Annotated in this window: 21 protein-coding genes; 10 read left to right on the forward strand and 11 right to left on the reverse strand. The window is 52.9% G+C overall.

Translation table 11 applies throughout. The features are described from left to right. Positions 1-117 precede the first annotated feature (117 nt). On the reverse strand, positions 118-1,677 hold the full coding sequence (locus SH449x_RS19675; protein WP_482377785.1) for a BBP7 family outer membrane beta-barrel protein: 1,560 nt from the start codon (positions 1,675-1,677) through the stop codon (positions 118-120). Positions 1,678-2,021: 344 nt separating this feature from the next. Here SH449x_RS19675 and SH449x_RS19680 point away from each other — a divergent pair, with 344 nt between their 5' ends. The 4 genes from SH449x_RS19680 to SH449x_RS19695 all read left to right on the forward strand — a co-directional run bounded on the left by SH449x_RS19680 (position 2,022) and on the right by SH449x_RS19695 (position 6,300). Then, positions 2,022-2,618 carry a hypothetical protein gene (locus tag SH449x_RS19680; RefSeq protein ID WP_482377786.1) on the forward strand — a complete coding sequence of 199 codons (597 nt, stop codon included), beginning with the start codon at positions 2,022-2,024 and terminating at the stop codon, positions 2,616-2,618. Positions 2,619-2,747: 129 nt separating this feature from the next. Then, positions 2,748-3,635, forward strand: a complete 888-nt coding sequence (locus SH449x_RS19685) for a Spy/CpxP family protein refolding chaperone (RefSeq protein ID WP_482377787.1) — start codon at positions 2,748-2,750, stop codon at positions 3,633-3,635. Between the two features lie 400 nt (positions 3,636-4,035). After that, entirely contained in the window at positions 4,036-4,875 is an 840-nt protein-coding gene (locus SH449x_RS19690) for a serine/threonine-protein kinase (RefSeq protein ID WP_482377788.1), read from the forward strand. A gap of 186 nt (positions 4,876-5,061) precedes the next feature. Next, positions 5,062-6,300: a Glu/Leu/Phe/Val family dehydrogenase gene (locus tag SH449x_RS19695; protein ID WP_482377789.1), complete on the forward strand. Its 1,239-nt coding sequence runs from the start codon at positions 5,062-5,064 to the stop codon at positions 6,298-6,300. A 95-nt stretch (positions 6,301-6,395) separates the two neighbouring features. On the opposite strand, the gene SH449x_RS19700 is transcribed toward SH449x_RS19695, so the two are convergent. Beyond that, positions 6,396-7,337, reverse strand: a complete 942-nt coding sequence (locus SH449x_RS19700) for a dihydrodipicolinate synthase family protein (RefSeq protein WP_482377790.1) — start codon at positions 7,335-7,337, stop codon at positions 6,396-6,398. Between the two features lie 431 nt (positions 7,338-7,768). Here SH449x_RS19700 and SH449x_RS19705 point away from each other — a divergent pair, with 431 nt between their 5' ends. Both SH449x_RS19705 and SH449x_RS19710 read left to right on the forward strand, forming a co-directional pair. After that, entirely contained in the window at positions 7,769-8,485 is a 717-nt protein-coding gene (locus SH449x_RS19705; RefSeq protein ID WP_482377791.1) for a GntR family transcriptional regulator, read from the forward strand. A 78-nt stretch (positions 8,486-8,563) separates the two neighbouring features. Beyond that, the gene (locus SH449x_RS19710; RefSeq protein WP_482377792.1) at positions 8,564-10,138 is read left to right on the forward strand and encodes a sulfatase family protein; all 1,575 of its coding nucleotides are present in this window, start codon (positions 8,564-8,566) and stop codon (positions 10,136-10,138) included. 20 nt (positions 10,139-10,158) lie between these two features. Here the strand turns inward: SH449x_RS19710 and SH449x_RS19715 are convergent, their stop codons facing one another. The 4 genes from SH449x_RS19715 to SH449x_RS19730 are packed head-to-tail and all read right to left on the reverse strand — an operon-like array spanning position 10,159 to position 12,856. Beyond that, entirely contained in the window at positions 10,159-10,362 is a 204-nt protein-coding gene (locus tag SH449x_RS19715) for a hypothetical protein (RefSeq protein ID WP_482377793.1), read from the reverse strand. Between the two features lie 28 nt (positions 10,363-10,390). After that, entirely contained in the window at positions 10,391-11,248 is an 858-nt protein-coding gene (locus tag SH449x_RS19720; protein ID WP_482377794.1) for a deoxyribonuclease IV, read from the reverse strand. A 34-nt stretch (positions 11,249-11,282) separates the two neighbouring features. Beyond that, a complete protein-coding gene (gene mnmM / locus SH449x_RS19725; protein ID WP_482377795.1) occupies positions 11,283-11,852 on the reverse strand; it encodes a tRNA 5-(aminomethyl)-2-thiouridylate-methyltransferase MnmM in 570 nt (189 codons plus the stop codon). 20 nt (positions 11,853-11,872) lie between these two features. Continuing rightward, entirely contained in the window at positions 11,873-12,856 is a 984-nt protein-coding gene (locus SH449x_RS19730) for an AAA family ATPase (RefSeq protein WP_482381841.1), read from the reverse strand. A 245-nt stretch (positions 12,857-13,101) separates the two neighbouring features. Between SH449x_RS19730 and SH449x_RS19735 the strand changes: the two genes are divergently transcribed. After that, positions 13,102-13,638 (forward strand): DinB family protein, encoded by a 537-nt coding sequence (locus tag SH449x_RS19735; protein WP_482377796.1) that lies wholly within the window; start codon positions 13,102-13,104, stop codon positions 13,636-13,638. Here the strand turns inward: SH449x_RS19735 and SH449x_RS19740 are convergent. Beyond that, on the reverse strand, positions 13,621-14,310 hold the full coding sequence (locus SH449x_RS19740) for a class I SAM-dependent methyltransferase (RefSeq protein ID WP_482377797.1): 690 nt from the start codon (positions 14,308-14,310) through the stop codon (positions 13,621-13,623). The genes SH449x_RS19735 and SH449x_RS19740 overlap by 18 nt on opposite strands. Positions 14,311-14,316: 6 nt before the next feature. Next, positions 14,317-15,258, reverse strand: a complete 942-nt coding sequence (lipA, locus tag SH449x_RS19745; RefSeq protein ID WP_482377798.1) for a lipoyl synthase — start codon at positions 15,256-15,258, stop codon at positions 14,317-14,319. 286 nt (positions 15,259-15,544) lie between these two features. Between lipA and SH449x_RS19750 the strand changes: the two genes are divergently transcribed. The 3 genes from SH449x_RS19750 (at position 15,545) to SH449x_RS19760 (ending at position 17,930) form a co-directional block, all read left to right on the forward strand. After that, the gene (locus SH449x_RS19750; protein ID WP_482377799.1) at positions 15,545-16,234 is read left to right on the forward strand and encodes a type 2 periplasmic-binding domain-containing protein; all 690 of its coding nucleotides are present in this window, start codon (positions 15,545-15,547) and stop codon (positions 16,232-16,234) included. A gap of 62 nt (positions 16,235-16,296) precedes the next feature. Next, positions 16,297-17,034 (forward strand): hypothetical protein, encoded by a 738-nt coding sequence (locus SH449x_RS19755; RefSeq protein WP_482377800.1) that lies wholly within the window; start codon positions 16,297-16,299, stop codon positions 17,032-17,034. A gap of 23 nt (positions 17,035-17,057) precedes the next feature. Further along, on the forward strand, positions 17,058-17,930 hold the full coding sequence (locus tag SH449x_RS19760; protein WP_482377801.1) for a hypothetical protein: 873 nt from the start codon (positions 17,058-17,060) through the stop codon (positions 17,928-17,930). Between the two features lie 3 nt (positions 17,931-17,933). Here SH449x_RS19760 and SH449x_RS19765 read toward each other — a convergent pair whose 3' ends face one another. From SH449x_RS19765 to SH449x_RS19775, 3 genes are all read right to left on the reverse strand, one after another. Then, the gene (locus SH449x_RS19765) at positions 17,934-20,516 is read right to left on the reverse strand and encodes a DEAD/DEAH box helicase (protein ID WP_482377802.1); all 2,583 of its coding nucleotides are present in this window, start codon (positions 20,514-20,516) and stop codon (positions 17,934-17,936) included. A 549-nt stretch (positions 20,517-21,065) separates the two neighbouring features. Further along, positions 21,066-21,578, reverse strand: a complete 513-nt coding sequence (locus SH449x_RS19770; protein ID WP_482377803.1) for a DUF1648 domain-containing protein — start codon at positions 21,576-21,578, stop codon at positions 21,066-21,068. 2 nt (positions 21,579-21,580) lie between these two features. Beyond that, on the reverse strand, positions 21,581-22,165 hold the full coding sequence (locus SH449x_RS19775) for an RNA polymerase sigma factor (RefSeq protein WP_482377804.1): 585 nt from the start codon (positions 22,163-22,165) through the stop codon (positions 21,581-21,583). Positions 22,166-22,182: the final 17 nt, after the last annotated feature.

Here is a 22,182-nt window from a genome sequence, read left to right on the forward strand (position 1 = left end):
CGAACATTCCATTATCTGATGAGTCGCGAGTTTGGGCAATGCTTAAAATCAACCAAAATCAAAACGACCTGCAAAATCAGCTCGTGGTCAGCAAACCTGCCCGTCAACAACCCAGCCCTAGTACTTCCACTGCAAACCGTAACTCAAGCTATGCAACGAGTAGTTGCTGGTGGCTTCCAAGAAGCGTGGAGCAGCCAGCCCGCTCGGTGGGTTGTTCAAGTTGGCAATCAAATCTGGATCCAATTGCTCTCCCACCCTCGCCACTTTGGGCAATCCGAGATAGGTGTAAGTCAATGTGGCATCGAGTCGTCGGCTGAATCGATATCCGAGAGTCAAAGCCACTTCCGGAGAGACGACGAATCGGTTGCTTCGGTACGAGCCGTTGTTCGTGCTTCGTGCCAGGAGCCCGTCGGTCGATTCTGCTATGCTCGGCGGTTGCCCCAGAACGGTGATGCGTTGAAAGCCGTTGATATCGATTTCTCTCTCCACGTTCCCCATCCCGAGCTTGACCAAGGTGTTGAGGCTCCAGCAACCGCTCCGCATGGTCGAGTCCAGCCCGAGTGCGAAACCATGAAAGCGATTGGACGTATGAAACCGATCCTGGAGATCGAGCGTTGTATCAAAAGGAGCGGGCGAGTTAGAAGATGTAATCGAAAGTCCCTCGTCGAGTCGCATCTGTTGGTATCCAATCAGGAAATCCAACGCGCCCGAGCAATCTCGTCCGATGCAGTTTCGGAACAACAAGTCTCCACCGTAAACTCGACTGTTAATGGACGCGTCGATCGTCCCCACGCTCCCAGCAGGATAGTTCACGACAATCGTGGCCGGGGTTGCCGCGTCTGGATTAAAGAAGGGGCGAACAACAACGGGCTCGTTCGTACCAGCGTTCGTGTATCCATTATCGATCTCCGAAGCACGGAACATTCGGAACAGTATTCCTTGGTGTCCGTTGCAGTCTAAACTGAAGTCAGCGGACACTCGAATCCCTTGTGAGGAATCGTTGAGAACCTCGCCTCCTCCGAAGAGGTTTCGAGTCCCCGGGCGCCCGATCTGTCCGACTGTGGCGATAGATTCCGTCGAGGGGCCAGCGGTGACGAGGGGTTGAAGATTATAGCCCTTGCCCCAAAAAGTAGCTCCCTCGACACGTACCTTAGTGCGGTTGAGAATGCTGCCGAAGATGCCTGTATCGATATAGACTTGGGTGCCTGGTCCGCATCCGTCATCGCAGCTTCCCGGCATTGAGGAGTCCCCCCATGAGTCATGTTCGTACATGGGAGTCGGTTCGCCGGCCACGTCCATCGATCCGCGAGTTGGTGAAGAGGATTCGTCGGAGTCGAAACGAGCCGACGCCTTGACGACGGCACCGTCCCCTGTCCGAAGTGGGCGGTTCGTTGAACCAGTGGCCTGACCGCTGTACTGCTGTGTAGTAAGTGTCACCCGCTCACGTGATGAAGCTACTGAAGGGCTTCGCTTGGTTGGCTCCGCCTCGCGAACCAGATTGGACTTGGTGCTGGTCGGATTCGATGTAGGATTCGATGTCGGTGCGGCAGTTCGCTTGGCAATTCGAACCGGTTCGGGGTTGATTCGCTCTTGGGCGACGACGGGGCCGCTGGCAAATGCCATGCACGAGGCGATGAGGGCGGATAAGGTTTTTCGGTTGATTCGTTTTGTTGGCATTTCGCCCCCCGTGGAGAATGTTAAACCTTGTCGATTAGGTTGGTCTCTGCGGGTTGGATCGGAATTTTCGGAAGCGAAGATTAAGTAAACCTGGTAGATTTTGACGGCTGGTGTTCGAGTTGAGATTGCTTGCAATAGGACAGGGAATTTAGGGACTGCGAAATCTATTATGTCTCGAGAGGCTAGACGGTAGCTACCTGGCTGGTGCTGCCGATGCTAGGGGAGGAAGTGCGGGCTGCCCTGGTGAGATGGAGATCATAGGGTAGCCCCCGCATGGAACAGTCGGGCGATCCCGCAGGTTGCTCGTAAGTTTGGTTCTTGGCTAAAAGGTAAAGGGATTTGCCATGCGTTGGATTATTGGGTTTGTTGCGACCGCGGTTGTTTCAACGACAGCAGGTGAGGTCTTTGCGCAGAGCCCCAGTCATAGTGTCCTTTACGCTCGCAACAAAACTTGGCCACAGCCCTTTCGAGCCGCAGACGCCCAATCGGTGATAGCTCCCTTTGAGATCATGCGGACCAACGGATGGCGCGAGCACAACACCTTGGGGAGTCTTCTATTCTCCACCGAGCAGGAGCTGAGCGAAGCGGGAACCCTAAAAATCCAGTGGATTGTCACCCAGGCTCCACCTAGCCACCGGGTCATTTATGTCAAAACCGGGGCAACCGATCAGATTACCGCAGCACGAGTCGAGAGCGTCGAGATCGCGGTCTCTAAACTGGTGCCGACGGGCCCACTCCCGCAAATTTTGGTGACAGACATCGAGCCGCCGACATCGTCAGGATCCTATCAAACCCTTGTTCACCGCGCCCTCATTCGCAGCACCCCCACCCCCCGAGTCCCCCCATTTGGTGGTGGTATCAACACGCCAGCCCAGCAGACCGTGACTCCTGTCGCACAGCAGGCAGTTAGCGGCGGTGGCGGTGGGAGTGGCGGGCGATAGACCGATCGGTATGCGTCCTAAAATTCTCGAGAAATTCGAAACGATTACCACTTGACCGTGTTTAATGGAGCGAAGGCCAAAATCTAACGGCCCCTCTCTTATCACTTTAATGTCAGTTTCGAGGTCAAAATGCGAATTTCTAAGGCCATTACCGGTTTGTTTGTATGTGGATTAGCCGTTTCTGTAGCAGTCCCGGTCTTCGGTCAAGATGGTGGTCGGCGTCAGCGCGGGGGCCAACAGGGTGGCCAACAGGGGGGTGGTCAACAAGGGGGCGGTCCTGGTGGTGGAAACCGTCAAGGCGGCATGGGAATGATGGGTGGCCAAGGTCTAGCGGGGCTGTTGGCAATGGAGCAGGTGCAAACTCACCTAAAACTGGACGCTGCCCAAAAGGGGGAGCTCAAAACGCTTCAGGAATCAGTTGAATCGGAGCTACGCGATATCTTCACCGACTTGCGAGAGTCCGGCGGCGACTTTGCCTCGATGCGAGAAAAGATTCAGGAAAAGTCCCAGGGAATCATGGGTAAGCTGGATTCCAAGATTGAGGATATTTTGGATCCGGATCAATTCGACCGATTGCTCGGGCTATTTGCTCAGCGTGGACTGTCACAAGCCTTAACCCACAAGGCGATTGGGGAAAGGCTTGAGCTGAGTGCGGATACTGTTAAAAAGGTCCGTGAGGTCGATGCAGAATCTATGACTGCTATGCGAGACTTGTTCCCTGGACCGGGTGCAGGTGGCCAAGGCGGAGGACGTCAGGGGGGCGGTTTTGGTAACTTCGACCGTGAAGAGATGCGGAAGCGAATGGAAGAAATGCAGGAGAAAATGCAGGAAGCTCGCAAAGAAGCTGAGGAAAAGATGCTTGCTCTCCTCTCTGCCGATCAGAAGGAAAAGCTGGAAGAGCTCAAGGGGGAAAAATTCGAATTCCCTGAGGTTCGGGGCATGGGTTTTGGCGGCCAAGGTGGCTTTGGCGGCGGCCAAGGTGCGGGCGGTGGACGCCGAGGTGGTGGCGGAAACTAGTAACCGCACCGCAGAGGTGAACAAACCGACCTTCCGGCAAATTGTTTTGAGCCGTCCTTTACGGGCGGCTTTTTTCGTTTAATGACCTAAGATCCCATGTTGCTTTGATTTCAGAAGGTGTGGTACAACGCATCGGGTCGAACAGGGATCGAGTGAGTGATATGTTCTGATTCGCAGGGCGAATTTTCCTCTTTATCTAATCTGAGGAGTGGCTCTGCCGATAAACACAGTTGGAGAATCTCGCAAAGGATTTCCGAAGAGTCCGATTTCCTGGGCGAAATTTCCGCTCCGCACGCTAGATTGAAATAGACTAGGGAGGGGGTATCAACGCAGGTCTCGCGATGTCAGCGAAACTAGTCCGCGTTGTCAACATCTTATGATTGCACTGAGCTTCAGCGCGATGCCAAAGCCGCAAAACGAAACGAATGTGATTCGTGCGAGACAGCGTCTTGGCAAATATCGAATCGAGCGTCGCATTGCTCAAGGGGGGTTTGCGCATGTCTATCAAGCTCTCGATACGATCGAAGGTGTTCGAGTTGCCCTCAAAATGCCTCACCAGTTCAACGTAACGGCATCCATGCTCGATACGTTCCAGCGCGAAGCGCGCTTAGTCGCAAAGCTGGACCATCCGAATATTTTGCCCCTCAAGGATGCGAGCTTTATTGACGGCAGGTTTGTCATCGCATGCAAACTCGGTGCAAAGACTCTGGCTGACCGATTGAGAAATCGAATCTCGTTTGATACCGCAATACAGTACATGGACCAAATGATAGATGCGGTAGCCTATGCACACCGCAATAAAATTATTCATTGCGATATCAAGCCCGATAATATGATCCTGTTGCCGGACGGCAGGCTGCTATTGAGCGACTTTGGTATCGCCAAGGTGGCCCAGCATACCATTGTAAAGACCATGATAGGTTCGGGCTCGGGGACGGTTGGGTATATGGCTCCCGAGCAAGCCATGGGCCGACCGAGTGCACGGTCCGATGTATTTGCCCTGGGACTCATCATGTACAAAATCCTGACGGGGCACTTGCCAGAGTGGCCGTTCGACTGGCCGCAACCTGGGATTGCGACTCTTCGCAGGAAAGCCCACCCAGCCTTGATCGTTGTCGTTAGAAAGTGCTTGGAACCTAGACCATCGCATAGGTACCGAGATGCTAACGAGCTCCAGCGGGCCTTCCGTTTCGTCAAATCTAGATCACTCCTGTTTGCTAAAAAGAAATCAGGCCGCTGATTTGAGATTCTAGTCGCCTCAGACGGCTTTTCTAACCAGACAAAATGCTATACTTCTTGCGAATACCATACAGCGAGGGTTGTGTAGGTTCGCTTACACCATTGCTGTCTGGGCGGTGTCAGCAAGTCAGATCATCATTGGATCGACCGGTAAACTCTCCCCATATCTTTCAGAAAGTCAGCTCTGATGCGAGCAAGTGAAGCGACCAACATCTATTTTGAACGAGCCGCCAACCGACTGAAGACCCCTGACTGGATGAGGCAGTTGCTGATAACCCCCAAACGCGAGGTCACGGTACAAGTGTCGTTTGAACGGGACAACGGACAGATCGAAACGGTGTTGGGATACCGTGTTCAGCACGACAACTCGAGAGGCCCCATGAAGGGCGGTTTCCGCTACCACCCAGGGGTCAACTTGGATGAGGTTCGTGCTCTTGCATCGCTCATGACATGGAAAACCGCTATCGTCGATCTTCCTTACGGCGGAGCCAAGGGGGGGGTCGCCATCGATCCTAAGACTCTTTCTAGAAAAGAAAAGGAGCGTCTGACTCGTGCTTTCGTTGACGAAATTCACGATATCGTTGGACCCGATACCGACATCCCTGCTCCGGACATGGGGACCAATTTTGAAGTCATGTCCTGGTTTCGTAACCAATGGGAAAAGTACCACGGATTCAATCCAGCCGTAATCACCGGTAAACCGGTCGAGGAATACGGGGCCAAAGGACGCGAGGAAGCTACCGGCCGAGGCGTTGGCACGCTGGCAGTTAAACTAATGAAGCGACTCAAAGTGAATCCATCCGATTGTCGTGTCGCGATTCAAGGTTTCGGGAACGTAGGATCTCATGCCGCGAAGTTTCTCTTCGAGTCAGATTTTCCGGTCGTTGCCATCGGGGATTTGAGTGGAACGTACTACAACCCCAAGGGATTAAACATCGCGGAGATGTTTAGCTATGCGATCAAGAACGGCAATCAGCTAAACGGCTACAACGGTGCCGAAAAGATACCATGTGAGGAGATTTTGGAACTAGATGTGGAGCTGTTGATTCCTGCGGCTCTCGGCGACGTGATTACCAAGGACAACGCAGATCGAATTAAAGCGAAAACGATTATCGAAGCGGCTAACGGCCCAGTCGATCCCGAAGCGGACGACATTCTGGATGCGAAACGAGTTCTGATTCTTCCTGATATCCTCGCCAATGCAGGCGGGGTAACCGTCAGCTACTTCGAGTGGGTGCAGAACCGGCAGCACTATCGTTGGAGTTTGGATCGCGTCCGACAAGAGCTAGACAAAACGATGGCCGATGCCTTTGAAAATGTCTGGCAGTTCTCGGCCAACAATGATGTTTCGCTGAGAACCGCAGCGTTTATGCTCGCGATCACTCGTGTGCAACGCGCCACCGAGCTAGCCGGCAAGTACTCCTAGCCCTCCCCATGTAGTGGATCTTGTTAAAGCTCCATAGCCCGCCTGGAAGTTTAACAACTTCCACAACGAACGATTAGTTAATGGCCAGCAGCGGATTATTTGCCGGACCAGTTTTGCCACCAGGTTCTGAACTGTTGCCACTGTTGATCCAGAAAGCCGAGCTGGCTGTCGCTCAATCGGTCCGACTCCATAAGCTGTAACTCGTACTCTGGATTCCCTTCGAGAACCATCAGTCGCTTGTAGTAAAGCACGAGATCGGGACCTTCGTCGAAAGTCGACAAGACGCGGAGTGCGTCGCTCAATTCCTGGGCCCAAGCCTTTGCTTGCGAATCTCCTGCGACTGCTTTCGTGCACAGATCGACTAAGCGGAGCACCTCTTTAGGCAATGCGTTGCCAACACCGGTAATCGCACCAGCGGCACCGCAGTAAAGGAAGCCGTGCACGACCTGGGTATCCACACCTACCATCAAAGACAGTTCAGGGTCGCCGCTAGTGATGTGTTCGGCCGCATAGTTTAAAGAGTCCGCACCCCCGAACTCTTTGAAACCGACTAGGTTCTTGTGCTTCTCTCTAAGTTTGAAGAATAAATCAGCCCTGGTCTGGTAGCCGTAGTAAGGGCTGTTGTAGATGACGGAGGGAAGGGTGTCCCCTGCTGCGAGCACCTTACAGAAGTGGTCATACTGTGCTGCGGCAGAGATTCCTCGAGACAGAACCCGGGGGATCACCATTAGGCCGGCGGCACCAACTCGCTTAGCATGCTCCGCATGAGCGGCAGCAATCGATGTGTTTTGGGCTCCCGTCCCGACGACGACTGGCACCCCTGCATCGACGAGTCTTTTGACCCCTTCTTGTCGCTCCCCGTCTGTCAAGAGCGGCCAATCTCCCATTGATCCGCAGTAAATAACCGCTTTCATGCCACTAGCAATAAGCTCTTTCCCCTTCTTTACCAACGCATCGAAATCAGGCTTGCGCTGAGCATTGCACGGGGTCATAAGGGCGGGCATACATCCGGTGAAAAAATGATCCGGTTTGGTCATGGCTTAGGTATTTCTTTTAAGACGAAAACTAATCTAGGAGCGGGAGAACAGTTTTTGGCCGAAGATGGTCTGTACTTCCTTAATCTACGTTTCGAGTCTAATCGACGCTTCACAATTGGAAAGGCCAATCCTGCCAGCGAATCAATCACTCGGCGCACAATTCCCCTTGGATTTTAACAGGGTTTTTCAATCTTTTCTCTGCTAGTGCGCCAATTCGGCTCACTCGTCTTGCGGCTGCAATGACACTGATCCACAGGGTGAAAGTCAATAAGCAAGAAAAGACGAACACAAACCACTAGACAGAGAGAACATTAAGCGCAATAGTAAGTGGGTCGGTGCAGGTTGCTTAGGAATAGGATCGATACTGGTCGATTCATAACGGTGTCTGCAGCGTGGCACACGCTTGTACATTACTAGCTAGCGATTTTCCCATGACCAATCCCGGTTCAACTCGACCCGCGAAGCCAGCATCTGGCTCTCGAGAACTCTTTAAGAACAAAGCTTACGAGATCCTTCGCAACCGGTTGAACAGCGGCCAATACAAACCAGGCATGCACTTGTCGGAAAGGCAGCTGGCAGAAGACCTCGGGATGAGCAAAACGCCAGTTAAAGCAGCCCTCGAGCGTCTGGAGATGGAGCGTTTTATTATTGTCTCCCCCCAATCGGGGATTGTTGTGAGGCGACTAACCATTGAGGAGATGACCGAGATTTATGAGATTCGGGTGGCACTAGAAGGCTTCGTGCTTCGTTCCATCGTTGGACGCTTGACCGTGAATCAATGGGAGCAATGGGAACGCAATCTGGCTGAGTACGCGACGCTTGATAGCTCTGATGCCATGCGGCATCGGGCCGTGGAATTGGATGCAGAGTTTCACTTGTTGCCATGTGAGTTTCTCGGAAATCGATTGATCATTGATACCATGCAACAGTTTTCGTCGCGTATGGTACACGTCATCAGTTGCGTATTTTCACAAGTCCCCACGCGGATCAGCGAAAGTATCAAAGAGCATCGACAGATCATCGAGGCGGTGCGCCAAGGGGATGGTGATCGGGCTCGCTATTTGAGCGAACTCCATCTGCGCATCGGGTATGATATACTTATTGAAGCGTTGCGGAATCCAACCAACGAACAAGCGGCTTGCCTGTAAGCTTTTCGGCAGCGTCTTTTCGCTAAGAAGTCTTCATGGCAGCGGCTTCCCCACCACTGCTCTTCAAGGAGACCTGCCATGTTACCGTCTATCGCTATCCTTCGTTTGAGAAATCAAAATGACCTTGGGCGCAACGGTGTGTTCGGCGATTTTCTCTTTCAGTTCTCTCGTATAGCTATAGTCAAGATTTTAGTTGCTTCGCTGTTAGTCTGCGGACCGAGTGGCACGGCACAAGAGTCAGAACGTTCGACACCAAACATCATCATTATCTTTATCGATGATCTCGGGTATGCAGATATCGGTCCATTTGGAGCGACTGCTTACGAGACCCCTAATCTAGATCGCATGGCGAGCAATGGACGTCGCTTTACCGACTTTATCGTTTCTTCGGCTGTTTGCTCCGCGTCCCGAGCTGCATTGTTGACCGGTTGTATCCATGAACGGGTCGGGTTTCGCGGAGCGCTAGGCCCAAATCAGAAGTCGGGGATTGCCGCCAGAGAAACCACGCTTGCTGAAGTCTGCCGTTCAAAAGGATACGCAACAGCTTGCTTCGGCAAGTGGCATCTCGGACACCACCCAAAATTTTTGCCAACCAATCACGGCTTCGATCAATACTATGGGCTGCCTTACTCCAACGACATGTGGCCGTATCATCCCAATGCAATTGCTGCAAAGCTGCGCGACCCGAGCGCGCCGCCTCCCTACCCACCTTTGCCCATGGTCGAGGATTTAAAAGTCGTTAATCCTGAGGTAACGCCCGATGATCAACGTTTGATGACTCGTCAATATACCGAAAGAGCTGTCTCGTTTGTCGAAGCCAATGCCGAGCGACCATTCTTGCTGTACATGCCTCATTCGATGGTTCATGTCCCGCTTTTCAGCTCCCCTGAATTCGAAGGCAAACATCCTGGTGGTCCCTACGCTGATGCGGTTCGAGAAGTGGATTGGTCTGTGGGGCAAGTACTTAACACGCTGGATCGATTGAAGCTTACGGACAAGACCCTCGTGATATTCACTTCCGATAATGGACCATGGCTCAGCTACGGCGAGCATGCTGGCTCGGCAGGGGAGTTTCGCGAAGGCAAAGGGACATCCTGGGAAGGAGGCGTACGCGTCCCAACCATCATGCAGTATCCCGGTATCATTCCGGCCGGTTCGGTATGCGATCGACTTGCTTCCACCATCGATATCCTGCCCACCGTTGCGGATCTTATCGGGGCGGAGCGACCCGTTTTACCGATCGATGGCAAGAACATCTTTGCACTAATGACAACCGATGCAGCTTCGCCTCATGAATCGATACCTTACTACTACGCTGATGGCCAATTGCAAGCCATTCGCAACGAGCGATGGAAGCTTGTTTTTCCTCATCAGTACCGCAGCATCGCTAATCAACCAGTCACTGCCGATGGTATGCCCGTTAGCTACAAGAACATAAAGCTTGAACAGCTTGAACTGTACGATCTCGACGGCGATCCAGGCGAAACACTCAACGTGGCATCCGCATACCCGAACCAAGTTGCTGAGCTTAGCCGATTAGCTGATGATTGGCGAATCGAATTGGGGGATTCGCTCACAGGAATCAAGGGATCTGCGATTCGTCCCATGGATCAACTTTTCCCTGACGATAAGCTGTTGGGCGAGAACCAATAGTAGACATCCCTTTAAAATATTCACACCGCCAGAGAGAAGGAGCAGGGGCAGCAATTCAGTAAAGTACCTCCCCCCCCTTTTTCGTCCGCTAACACTTCCTGCGAGCAATCGGTCTCCAGTACAAATGGACTCATGGCTTCGTCCACTACAAGGATGGGACTCATGGCTTCGTCCACTACAAGGATGGGACTCATGGCTTCGTCCACTACAAGGATGGGACTCATGGCTTCGTCCACTACAAGGATGGGAGAATTAGCTTATCAACTCTCGTACGTGACGGAGATTGATAGCGTCCCAGTCTTCTCCGGATTCATCCTGCCCCTTTTCGGTTTCGAGATACATCGGGCTCTTCTTGAGTACCTTGTGGTTGATGATTCTCGCAAAACCCTCACTGCCAATCGAACCGTGGCCGATGTGCTCATGGCGATCGACGCGGCTGCCGCAGCCTTTCTTGCTATCGTTTATGTGCAACGCTCGAATGGCATCAAGCACACCAAGCTTCTTTGCTTCCTTTTCCCATGCCTTAAACCCTTCCTCGGTGGACATGTCATAACCTGCGGCGTGGGCGTGGCAAGTGTCAAAACATACTCCCACCTGCATCTGCTCGCCGGTTCTCTCAAGCAACCATCCCAGTTGCTCCATTTTCCAACCTAGATTGGAGCCTTGCCCTGCGGTGTTCTCGAGAAGCAACCAAGCTCGCTTCGGAGCAACCCGCTCATGGATCTCGCAAATCCCCTTGGCAATACGTTCTAACCCCTCCTCCTCGCTGGAATCGACAAAGGCTCCGGGGTGCATCACGACGCCATCCAAATGCAACTGCTCCGCTCGCTGCCATTCCACGACCATGCCATCGATCGATTTGCGATAAAGCTCTTCTTTAGGGGATGCGAGATTGATCAAATACGAGGCGTGAGAAAGCGGACGAGCTACCCCGGTCGTTTTCAAGGCTTGATCAAAGAGCTCGATATCCTTTTCGGTAAGCGGTTTGGCGGCCCATTGATTGTTGTTCTTTGTGAATAACTGAACCACATCCATGCCGTACTCGTTGGCGGATTCCACCGCCTTAAAGTAACCTCCCGCAATGCTCATGTGAGCGCCAATTTTGACCATGATCTTTTGCAAACCCTGCTAAACTACGTGAATACTATTTGGAAACGATGAGCCACAAAACGGGACTCTTGGGATTGCTCTCATCAGTAAATCGGGTGATGGCAGAAACATCGGAGAGGGAATCGACCCACTGACAAACTGCTTGATGCTCCTCGGAACCTCCTGCATGCCCCGGATAGGAAAGCAAACTCAGCATACCACCTGATGCTAACCTGGAATAAGTCTTCTCCAATGCTTCAATCGTTGTGGTCTTGGTCGTGATAATCGACTTGTCTCCCAAAGGCAGATACCCCAAGTTGAACATGGCGACATCCAAGCTCGGCACATCTTCTTGTTCAAGAATCCGGTCGAGTGTTGAATGACATGCACAATGCCATCGAACGGGACTCGCTAAGCCTTGCTGTTCGAGTTTATGCTTGGCAATTGCAATCGCGTCGGGCTGAATGTCGATCGCGATAACGATTCCCTCTTGTCCAACCAGTTCCGCCAAGAATTGCGTGTCAAACCCGTTGCCTGCGGTACCATCCAGAGCGAAGCGCGCTGGTTGCCCCGAGGATTGAAAGTGGGAACGAATGAGGGCTTGCCCTTCGAGTGTAAAGTGCATGATATCTGGTGTGGAGTCGACTACTGGACCGGTGGGACTGCGGCATCAATGCCACCATACTTAGGAACAGATGGCTCCTTGATTTCTTTCAGCAGTCGCTGAATCACCTTGTCAGTGGTCATGCCTTCTGCCTGGGCCTGGAAATTGGTGCTCAATCGGTGACGAAGAACGGGGATTGCGATCTTTCGTACATCTTCGATTCCGACACTGAAGCGACCATCCATAGCAGCCATCGCCTTGCCAGCTTGGATCAAAAATTGACCTGCTCGTGGACCAGCCCCAAAATCGAGCAGCTCTTTGACGACTTCGGGTGAATCGGGTTCCGACGGTCGCGTGGCGCGTACTAACGCGACGACGTACTTGATAACAAACGGGCTGACCGCAACGCTCCCCACCAGCTTTTGAATGTTCATGATCGCGCGTGCCGAAAGGACTTTGTTGATCTCTGGCTTTTCACTGCGAGTGGTGGTGAGCAGAATCTTCTCTTCTTCCTCGGCAGTTGGATAGCCGATCTTGATGTTGAACATAAACCGGTCGAGCTGGGCTTCGGGGAGCGGATAAGTTCCCTCCTGTTCGATCGGGTTCTGTGTCGCAATCGTGAAGAAAGGCTCTGGGAGTTGATAGGTTTGGCGACCGACGGTCACATCTCGCTCTTGCATCGCTTGGAGCAGAGCGGCTTGGGTTTTTGGTGGCGTTCGATTGATTTCGTCCGCGAGCAGAATGTTCGTGAAGATCGGTCCCTCGACAAAGCGGAATTCTCGTTTGCCGTTGGCATCTTCCTCGAGAACGTTGGTCCCGGTAATGTCCGAAGGCATCAAGTCGGGGGTAAACTGAATCCGTTTAAAGTTGACATCGAGGATCTTTGCCAACGAAGAGACCATCAGCGTCTTGGCCAGGCCAGGGACCCCTTCGAGGAGGCAATGACCTCTGGTGAAAATGGCTGCGAATAGTTGTTCGACCACTTCATCTTGTCCGACGATGGCTTTGGAAAGCTCGAGCTTCATTTGATCTCGATGTTCGCGAAACTCGCGTAGGAGGTCGCCGATGCTCTTAGCTGGTTTGCCGGTGGGTGCGTTGGACACGAATCATTCCATGATGGTTGGGGAAACGGGATCGCCGGATCTATTGAGGCATTTTCCCAGTGAATCGGCATCCTCACAAGGTGACGGTTGACCGTTTCTTAAGATTCCGGTCTATTCCTGGTCGTATAGGGTAGCAACTCGTCACTATTTCAACGTGTCCAATAAAAATGACTGAATTACCGATTCCCTCTCCTTCAGAAATCCTCGCCATGAGAGATGCCGTGGCAGGCCAAATGACGTTCTCGCGATCCTACACGCTGAATTTACTGGAGGCGATACCGGACGAATTGTGGAACGTGATTCCCAACGGTGCAACCAGCCACATCGCATGGCAAGTAGGGCATTTAGCCGTGTCGCAATACGGTCTTATGCTGTTTCGTCAGAGAGGACGGGCCGAGGGGGACATGCAACTCATGCCTGGCTGGCTACGAAAAAAGTTTAGCCGTGGCACCATTCCTGCCACCGACCCGACAGAGAATCCCCCCAAAGCAGAGCTGCTGGCATCACTTGCTGCGATTCACGAAGCCAGCATGGCCGCGATCGGCACGTTTTCCGCCGACCAGTTGGCCGAGCCGACTGAGATGCCCTTTGCGGTTTATCCTATCAAGCTTGGGGCGTTGCTGTTTTGTCCGCTTCACGAGTCGATCCATAGCGGTCAAATTGGTTTGTTGCGCCGCCTGCATGGGCTAGCTTCGATTCGCTAGCCGACACTCGAAGATGCGAATCTCCTTTTCACCGTCTTGCAGATCGACGAAGTGTTCTCTCAATTGCCAACCGGCTGACTGGATCCACTTCTTGAATCGCTCTCCGGTGTGTCGCTGAGGCTCGCTGAAGTAGGCGACACCGTCGTGGTCTAAGTGCCGCCGGACGCAAGGTTCCAAGATTGGGAACAGCTTGGGATCGTACACAATGTCAGAGCCGACGATGATCGGGAATTTTCCCAGCCCCGAGTCTCGATCTCTCCAATCGAGGCAACGAATTTGGACTCGTTCTCGAACGTGGTGGGAATTATAGCGGCAGACAAGCATCGCAACGGTTGCCGCATCGGTGATGAAGACTTCAGCCCCTCGCATGGCCGCCGAGATTCCCGCCCGTCCACTTCCGCCTCCCAGTTCTAGTACACGAGAGCCCCGTAGCGAGTCTGCAATTCTTTCCAGAAAATGATCCATGCCCACCGCCGCCCGCCAGGCAGCAGCCCAAAAAGGATCTAATTCAAACGATCCATCTTGACCTTGCTCTAAGGCTTGTAGCAGCAAACGGTCGGGATCGGTAACTTTGATCCAAGGAACCGTTTGGCCGGCGATCACGGTCTCTGATTCCACGATGTGAACGTGCCGTTGGATACGAGCAAGCAATGCTCGCTGATTTCGGTTCATTCTCCTTTAGTCGTCCGCCATCTCTTTGGCGTGATAGGAGCTTCGGACGAAGGGGCCTGACGCAACCTTGCGAAACCCCATGCTGATTGCGATATCGCGGAGCTCTGCAAACTCATCGGGATGAACATACCGTTGCACCGGGAGATACTTGGGACCTGGTTGCAGGTATTGACCGAGGGTCAAGAAATCGCAATCGTACCGACGCAGGTCGGCCAAGCAATCCAACAGTTCTTCGCGAGTCTCGCCCAGACCGAGCATCAACCCGCTCTTAGTTTTGATCGATGGGTTTTTGCCTTTGATGTAGGTCAACATTTCGAGCGTCCAGTTGTAGTCGCTCTTGGGACCGCGAACTCGTCGGTACAGTCGGGGCACGGTCTCCATGTTGTGATTAAAAACTTCGGGGGCCGACTCAATGACGCGATCGAGTCCCTGTTTGTGATTGATAAAGTCAGGCGTGAGGACCTCGACTGTAGCACCGGTTTTTTCGCGGACTGCGATGACGCATTGGTAGAAATGCTCGCCACCACCGTCGGGTAAGTCGTCGCGAGTGACTGAGGTGATGACGACGTGTTTAAGCCCGAGCCGGTGGGCCGCTTCAGCAACACGAGCGGGCTCGTCTAGCTCGAGTGCGTCCGGCCGGCCTCGTTTGACAGCACAAAAACCGCACGGCCGCGTGCAGACGTTCCCGAGGATCATGAACGTAGCGGTCTTCTGCGAATAGCACTCCATCCGGTTGGGGCACTTGGCATTTTCGCAGACCGTTTCTAGCCTCAATTCGTCCAAAAGCCCTGAAGTGAAGCGGTTTTCGTTCCCTTTGGGAACTTCGCGTTTGAGCCAGGCTGGCAACCTGCGACTGGGTTCAAAAACGGGGACCGTACCGCATCCGAGCGACTCCGCAGATTCGTTTTCTGATGCCGACTGGCCCAAGCTTATGACGGGAAGTTCCATGAATACTGGATTTGTGAAGGAACGGTGGTTTAGGAACGGATGCCTCTCAGCCTCACCGGGCCGATTTCAGCCATCCGCAGGTTGGATATCCTAGCTGACTGACCCTGTAACCTTAGTTTTAACAGCCAAGGGCCAATTTTCTAGTTCTGAAATCGGACGGTGACAACCAAATTCGCTCATTTCCTTGATATAAGCAGGTTAGTTGATCTGGCGGTCACGAAAAATAATTCGCTATAAGCTTGGTAGTACTAGTGTGGGCCGGCGTTTACAGAGACAGGAAGTCTAAATGAACCGAAATCCAAAATCGGGCCGTTCAGGTCAGAGTCGTTACTGGATGGGACCTGGATTGCTTTCGGTGTTTCTTGTAATGCTTGCGACTAGCACGGGATGCGTTAGCCTCCTTTCTAACGTTCTTTACGTCATCAAAGGGAAGGATCTGCCAGCCGAGTTTGCCGATCTTAAGGGCAAGAAAGTTGCCGTTTTGGTCAGTAACAACGAGATTCACACTTGGGATGCCACGAGTGTTATCCTGGCGAAACACATCAACATGCACCTCGCGGCCAAAGTCAAAAAGATCAATCTGATCAGCCAAGACTTGGTGGAAGGGGTTTGCCAAGACCAGACTCTCGGTCGCATGGACATGGAGCAAGTCGCTTCCAAATTGGGTGCTGACTACATCATTGATGCGAACATCTCCGACTTGAAACTTCGCGAGGGGCAAACGCTGTTTCGCGGACGTAGCACCTCTTCGGTTATCGTGTATAAGAAGGGCGAGACAGGGCCCGTCTTCCGCAAGTCGTTCCCAGAGTTTGTCTATCCTACCACGGGGGCTCCTGTAACAGAGCTCGACGAATCTGCTTTTCAGCGGGCCTACTTGACGTTGGTCGCTGGGCGAATTGCAAGAGTTTTCTATCCCTATGATCCGTCCGAGGATGTCGCGATCGACGCGGCCATAACCTCGGCGTTCAATTTCTAGACTTAGACGCTCGATGGAGGAATACCTGCATGGTTCTTCGCATGATAATGGTATCAATGATTATGACTGCTGGCATTTGGAACAACGGTGCAAACGTGTCAGGACAAGTGGTCACGCAAACTGGCTTTAAACCTAATACGGGCAAGGCAGCGTGTATGCGAATCGACGTGGATATCTACGCCAAAATTACGGCACCACCACTTGAGCAGTACAAAACTTACTTTACCGAATCGCTAACGATCGAGACGGATCAAACCAACTCACTCGTCAAAGTACTCGATCGAGTGAATCGCACTCTGACCGTTGCTGACATGACGAGGCGAGTCTGCTTCGTTGTAGAGCTCGATTCGCTCGATGCCATGATGGTCGAGTTGAACGCGTTAACCGTCAACAGTACCAAGAAGCCCGAGAGTAAACAGGACGTACAAGTTATATCCCAAGACAACATTCGCATCGAGAACGAACAAGTCATCTACGAAGCGAAGCTGGCAAAAGGCCCGTTCAACGAGATGACTCTGCGCTATCTCGAACACGTGGATTGGTCGACCAAAATCGCTGCGGTGTTCCCTCCGAAGCGACCGCCACAAATCCGATTGGCCCTCAACGACTATCTGATCGAGCAACAATCACTCCCGATCGAGCTCAAGCGAAAGATCAAGGCCGCTAAGTCGTCCGATGAGATCGTTGCGAAGCTGGTCATTCCTACAACACCGAGCTCCGCAGATGAAACAACGGTCGAGAGAATTCTCGCTTCGGTACGGGAGCTAAAGGTCGTCGCTGCACAAGACTATTTCAAGTAGTTCGTACGAGGTTGACGCAACTGATGAAGAGTCGCAACCCGAGCAAGAATCTCGACACTTTGATCGTTGCGTCTTCACAATGGCCACGAACTCGACGGCACTTTCTGCGGAATGTCGCATCGCTCGGCCTAGCAGCAAGTCTCGCCGTAAACGCAACCAAGAAAACAGCCGCCTCACCGCATAATCGCGCCACTTGGAACACGTCCTCTAGCTACACTCCCTTTTCTCTCTACTCGACTCTCGAGCCAACACGATTAACCTCGATGGCCAAGAAGTTGGATGGCTTTCGCGAAGAAGTGGAGAATGTACTTGGACTGTCGTTTGCTGTCGATGAAATTCGAATTGTTGTTCTTAGGGATAAGCTCGAATACGACGCCTACCTCGACGAGCATTTCCCCAAGCTTCCTAAACGCCGCGCTTTGTTCGTGCAGCATCGAGGGCCCGGGTTGATCCTGACGTACTCGCACGGAGACTGGCTGGTTGATGCGAGACATGAGTGTGTTCATGCACTTTTGCATACTTGTCGATCCAAGCTTCCGAGCTGGATGGATGAGGGGCTCGCCGAGTATTTTGAGACGAATTCATCCGATCGACTCGCGCATCAGGAGCACATTCAAGGTGTCTTGGCACAGATTCGCTATGGCCAAGTGCCCGCGATCGATGACCTAGAGCAATGGCATATCGAAACGCCCCTCGAGTCTAAGCAATACCGAGATGCCTGGAGCGTGGTAGCGTTCTTGCTCCACCACAGCCCCGAAAGCAGGCTTGCATTTCAGCAATACCTGAAAGATTTGCAGGCTGGGACCGCCGCAGGTTACCTCAGTCGGCGGTTGTCCAAAGACCTCAGGCAGGACTGGCGAAAAGAGTACCTGAGGTTTTACCAACGCAGGAGCTAACCGTTATTTGGAAAAGGATTCGCTGAATCCACGACCTTTTCGTTCGGGACGCTTTCTAGAGGAACGCGGCCTCGACTCATGCGAATCCCCTTCGTCTTGGAAGTCGCCACCGCGAGCATTCGGATGATCTTTCCACTTTGAGATTCGTAACTGCCGTCCGACGACCCACGCTCTGCCAAGCACCTTGAAAACGTCTCTCGGCATCCCGGAGGGTAGGTAGACTGTGCTGAATTCGTTCTGGATATTGATTTGTCCAATGCGATTGGAATCGAGACCGATTTCGTTTGCGATGGCTCCCACCAAGTTGCCGGGCTTCACGCCGTGAGCGCGTCCCACCTCAACTCGAAATAGCTCCATGTATTCGCCAGTAACCTCGAGCGGCTCTCGTTCTCGTCTCTCTCGCGATCTGCGTGGGCCTCGATCGTTCTCGGAGAAAGGACGTCGGTTATCGAACGAATCCTCTCGGCGCCCTCTGCCACGTCGGTCTGATTCGAACGGATCTGGCTCTAACAAAAAGGGGCGACCGTCGAACTGCATCGAAGCCAGCACCGTTGCCACGTCGACCGGATTGGCTTCGCTGTCGAGAATGCATTGCTCAATGATGCACTTCAACGCACTTTGCGTTGTCGACAGCGCCGTGTGGGATGCCGATTGCAATTGCTCGAGCTTGTTGAGCACCTGGCTCTTGAAGCGAACTTTTCTCTCTTGATTGATCTGCTCGACCGTTGGCATGTCCATCATATCAACCGTCGCGTTCAGGTTTCGATAAATCTCACGCAGAAAACCTCGTTGCTTTGGCGTCACAAACAGGATCGCTTCTCCTTTGCGGCCCGCCCGACCGGTACGTCCAATTCGATGAACATAGGCCTCGGTGTCAAAGGGTAGGTCATAGTTGATGACGTGTGTGATTCGCGGGACATCGAGCCCTCGGGCTGCAACGTCTGTTGCAACGAGAACTTGAATCGAGCCACGCTTGAGCTGCTCAATGCACTTCTCGCGGGCCGCTTGCGCCATGTCTCCATTGATGGCCGCCGCACGAATTCCACTGTCCACTAGTTGTTCGGTGATCTCAAGAGTCGCTGCTCGCGTTTTTACAAACACGATGACGCCATCAGTCTCTTCTAGCTCGAGCACTCGTTGCAAGCACTTGGACTTGGTCCGTCCCTCAACAACGATCGCTCGTTGGCGAATGGTTGTGGCGGTTCTGTTTTCCTGCGAAAACGAAACAACGTGCGGATCCTTTAAGTACTGGTCTGCGATTTCCCGGATGGCAGAAGGCATAGTTGCTGAGAACAGTGCGAACTGCATGTTCTCAGGGGTTTGCTGTAGAACCCACCTAACGTCATCGACGAATCCCATGCGCAACATCTCATCAGCTTCGTCAAGAACGAACGCATGGCAGCTCGAGAGATCCATACGGCCTTCGCGCATGTGATCCATCACCCGTCCAGGTGTTCCGACGACGATTTGAGCTCCGCGACGGAGTTGCTGAATCTGGTCCGAGTAGCCACTGCCTCCGTAGACCGCTGCCACATTCAAACCTCTGCGAGACTTGCCATAGCTCTCAAAGGATGCTGCAACCTGCATCGCAAGCTCACGGGTTGGAGTCAGCACGAGCACTTGTGTCTTTTTCAGGTCGACGTCAACTCGTTGCAGGAGAGGCAATGCAAACGCTGCCGTCTTGCCGGAACCGGTGTTGGACTGCCCCAGGACGTCTCGTCCCTCGAGCAAGGCTGGAATCGTCGAAGCTTGAATAGGCGTGGGATTTAAATAGCCTGCTTCGCTCAAAGTCTCACAAACCGACTCCCAAATCCCTAAGTTCTGAAAGGAATTGGCCGTCGCAGGATCTTGGACCGACTCTTCTGCGACCGGCTCTACTACGATTGGTTTTGCTTTGACAGTCTGTGCTTCGACAGGTTGTACTTTAACAGGTTGTGTTTTGACCTTAGCTGCTTTGACGGCAACGGCTTCGACTGCAACCGATTCCGCTTCTGCGGTTTCAGCTACTGCAGTTTCAGCGACGGCGGTTTGTTCTACCGGTGATTCAACGGCTACTTGTTCGACGATTGTTTGCTCAATGGCTACTTGCTCAATAGCCATTGGCTCACGAACGGCTAACGTCTCAACCGCGGCCTGCTCAACCGCGGCTGGCTCAACTGCGGCTGGCTCAACTGCGACTGGCTCGGGAGTAGCTGGCTCGGAAGTGGTCGCTTCGACATCAGCCACGAGAACCGTAATCACTGGCTCGACCTGCACGACTCTGGGCTCTTCAGCCACCGGTGCCGCCGGGGTCGTTACTAACTCTGCGGCGGTCGATACCGTCGCTTCTGCGATGGCAACCCCCGAAACCGAATCGTGCAGTGCCTGCCTTTGTGCGAGCTTATCACGATGAAGATCACCGTTTAGCTTGGCCTTTTCTTGTCGACGCTTCTCGCGTTTAAGCTTCTTCTTTAGCTCGCGTTCGATGATGTACGCTGGCTTCTCAGCAGTTCCTTCGTCGTTCGACTCTTGGAAGTAAGAATTAACAATATCAGACGCATCCTTATCAACTTCTGGCGTATACGCCCCTTCAACCATTGACCCCATGGGTAACTACTTATCTCTTCTCTTGTACTAAAAAACGGTAACCAACTCAGTTTTGAGGAGAAGAAACGAAGACGGCGCGGCAAGCCACACCCACCCGACCAAACCCACCAGTATAGTCCACCCATTTTGGGTAGCCCCGGTCGGGTTCGTGCTAGCGAACCGATCAAGTTGAAAACCGAACTTTTAGAACTGTCTCTTCCCTCTAAGCACAAGAAGGGAAGGTCCAAAACGCTACGCGGTTGCTGAGAGATTCCAATCAAAACTCGCCAGGCTACCGACAACGATCACCGACAACAATCTATAACTGCTGTGCCCGCGAATCACCCAAGAGCAGAATGCGACCAATACTTCTTTGCTATTTCCCTTTCGAATCTAAACGAGAAGAAAATTATGCAAAGGGGCAAACTGCTTGATATTCCCAAGAATTCTCCGATTCGCTCCGATTTGAGGACACCTCGCGCTGAACGCCGCCAACTTAACCCTCCCCAAACGCCGTTTTGGCCAGAAGCAGCCCGTGATAGCGTCGCTGGGGAGGGGAGACGTATAGTTTTACCGTGGCAATCGAAATCGGACTTGCATTAACACCACAATCGCAAGCATTGCGAGCATGTAAAGTGAGAATCCGCTCCAGAACAGCACCCCGTCCAATGGGGCTTGGTCCCGATTCGCTACAAAAGTCGAATACGAAATCATCATCACGAACAGAGCGGTGGCGAGTGCAATGCCGTTCATTATCATTCGTGTATACGCCAACGATTCCCCCCGTCTGGCTCCTGCTAACCAATAATTGCGATTGGGTATGTTGATCAGGCCGCTTGGGAATAACGATATCACCATCCCCATCAAAACCATAAACCAAGACAATCCAATCTCAAGCCCCGCCAGCAACATCGTTGCTTGTTCCTTGGGCTTGAAGTTACCCGGTTGGCCCTTGGCATCGAAATGGGTTGCCACTTGTTCGGGTAATTGCTCGTAGTAATGCCAATGCAGCGTTAGCCCGATCATGTTCACCACGACCAGCGTTGCCAGAAAACACCAACCCAGGGCACGCGTGGTCAACATGATTAGTCCACTTCCCCAAGTTGTTGCCTGAGTCGTCGTAACACACGCGAACGATGCTGCCTAACCGTGGCTTTGCTCATTTGCAACTCCTCCGCCACTTGATCGACTCCGATCCCATCGACCGTCGTTCTCCAAAACGCTTGCCACGATCTGGCTTCGAATTCACTACGAACCTGCTTCATCGCTCGGTGGACTAAAGATCGATACTCGATCTGTTCGGACTCGTCTCCCCCATCGAGCGTCTCGGGTACGTTTTCGGAATAAATCATGGCAGTGCTCCCTCCGCGTGCCTCGGGAGCTTTTGAGTGCCGTCGAAATGCATCGATCATCTTGTGCCGAGCCAGCGACCATAGCCACGCTCGAAAGCTACCACTCGTTCCAGTCGGTTGATATCGTTCGATCGATCGGGAGACAGCAAAGAAAATCTCCTGCGTGAGATCTGGAATGTCCTGAACCATGACCCCTTGTCGCCGCAGCCAAAAGTGAACGAGTGGCCCGTACAAGCTCACCAGCTCGGTCCATGCAGCCCCATCCTCCTGGCGGATGCGAGCGATCAGGCTCTGGTTGGTCGTGCTCGATGGGGACATGAAAGAGGTCCTAGAGA

The sequence above is a fragment of the Brakhagea baltica genome (assembly GCF_052161605.1).
Taxonomy (GTDB): Bacteria; Planctomycetota; Planctomycetia; order Pirellulales; family Pirellulaceae; genus JBKCUI01.

Coding starts and splice junctions, on each gene's coding strand:
- SH449x_RS19695 (WP_482377789.1), top strand. CDS start 5,062: ATGCGAGCAAGTGAAGCGACCAACATCTATTTTGAACGAGCCGCCAAC.
- SH449x_RS19690 (WP_482377788.1), top strand. CDS start 4,036: ATGCCAAAGCCGCAAAACGAAACGAATGTGATTCGTGCGAGACAGCGT.
- SH449x_RS19720 (WP_482377794.1), bottom strand. CDS start 11,248: ATGGTCAAAATTGGCGCTCACATGAGCATTGCGGGAGGTTACTTTAAG.
- SH449x_RS19750 (WP_482377799.1), top strand. CDS start 15,545: ATGAACCGAAATCCAAAATCGGGCCGTTCAGGTCAGAGTCGTTACTGG.
- SH449x_RS19705 (WP_482377791.1), top strand. CDS start 7,769: ATGACCAATCCCGGTTCAACTCGACCCGCGAAGCCAGCATCTGGCTCT.
- SH449x_RS19755 (WP_482377800.1), top strand. CDS start 16,297: ATGACTGCTGGCATTTGGAACAACGGTGCAAACGTGTCAGGACAAGTG.
- SH449x_RS19735 (WP_482377796.1), top strand. CDS start 13,102: ATGACTGAATTACCGATTCCCTCTCCTTCAGAAATCCTCGCCATGAGA.
- SH449x_RS19740 (WP_482377797.1), bottom strand. CDS start 14,310: ATGAACCGAAATCAGCGAGCATTGCTTGCTCGTATCCAACGGCACGTT.
- mnmM (WP_482377795.1), bottom strand. CDS start 11,852: ATGCACTTTACACTCGAAGGGCAAGCCCTCATTCGTTCCCACTTTCAA.
- lipA (WP_482377798.1), bottom strand. CDS start 15,258: ATGGAACTTCCCGTCATAAGCTTGGGCCAGTCGGCATCAGAAAACGAA.
- SH449x_RS19715 (WP_482377793.1), bottom strand. CDS start 10,362: ATGAGTCCCATCCTTGTAGTGGACGAAGCCATGAGTCCCATCCTTGTA.
- SH449x_RS19710 (WP_482377792.1), top strand. CDS start 8,564: ATGTTACCGTCTATCGCTATCCTTCGTTTGAGAAATCAAAATGACCTT.
- SH449x_RS19760 (WP_482377801.1), top strand. CDS start 17,058: ATGAAGAGTCGCAACCCGAGCAAGAATCTCGACACTTTGATCGTTGCG.
- SH449x_RS19680 (WP_482377786.1), top strand. CDS start 2,022: ATGCGTTGGATTATTGGGTTTGTTGCGACCGCGGTTGTTTCAACGACA.
- SH449x_RS19770 (WP_482377803.1), bottom strand. CDS start 21,578: ATGTTGACCACGCGTGCCCTGGGTTGGTGTTTTCTGGCAACGCTGGTC.
- SH449x_RS19675 (WP_482377785.1), bottom strand. CDS start 1,677: ATGCCAACAAAACGAATCAACCGAAAAACCTTATCCGCCCTCATCGCC.
- SH449x_RS19700 (WP_482377790.1), bottom strand. CDS start 7,337: ATGACCAAACCGGATCATTTTTTCACCGGATGTATGCCCGCCCTTATG.
- SH449x_RS19775 (WP_482377804.1), bottom strand. CDS start 22,165: ATGTCCCCATCGAGCACGACCAACCAGAGCCTGATCGCTCGCATCCGC.
- SH449x_RS19685 (WP_482377787.1), top strand. CDS start 2,748: ATGCGAATTTCTAAGGCCATTACCGGTTTGTTTGTATGTGGATTAGCC.
- SH449x_RS19765 (WP_482377802.1), bottom strand. CDS start 20,516: ATGGGGTCAATGGTTGAAGGGGCGTATACGCCAGAAGTTGATAAGGAT.
- SH449x_RS19730 (WP_482381841.1), bottom strand. CDS start 12,856: ATGAAGCTCGAGCTTTCCAAAGCCATCGTCGGACAAGATGAAGTGGTC.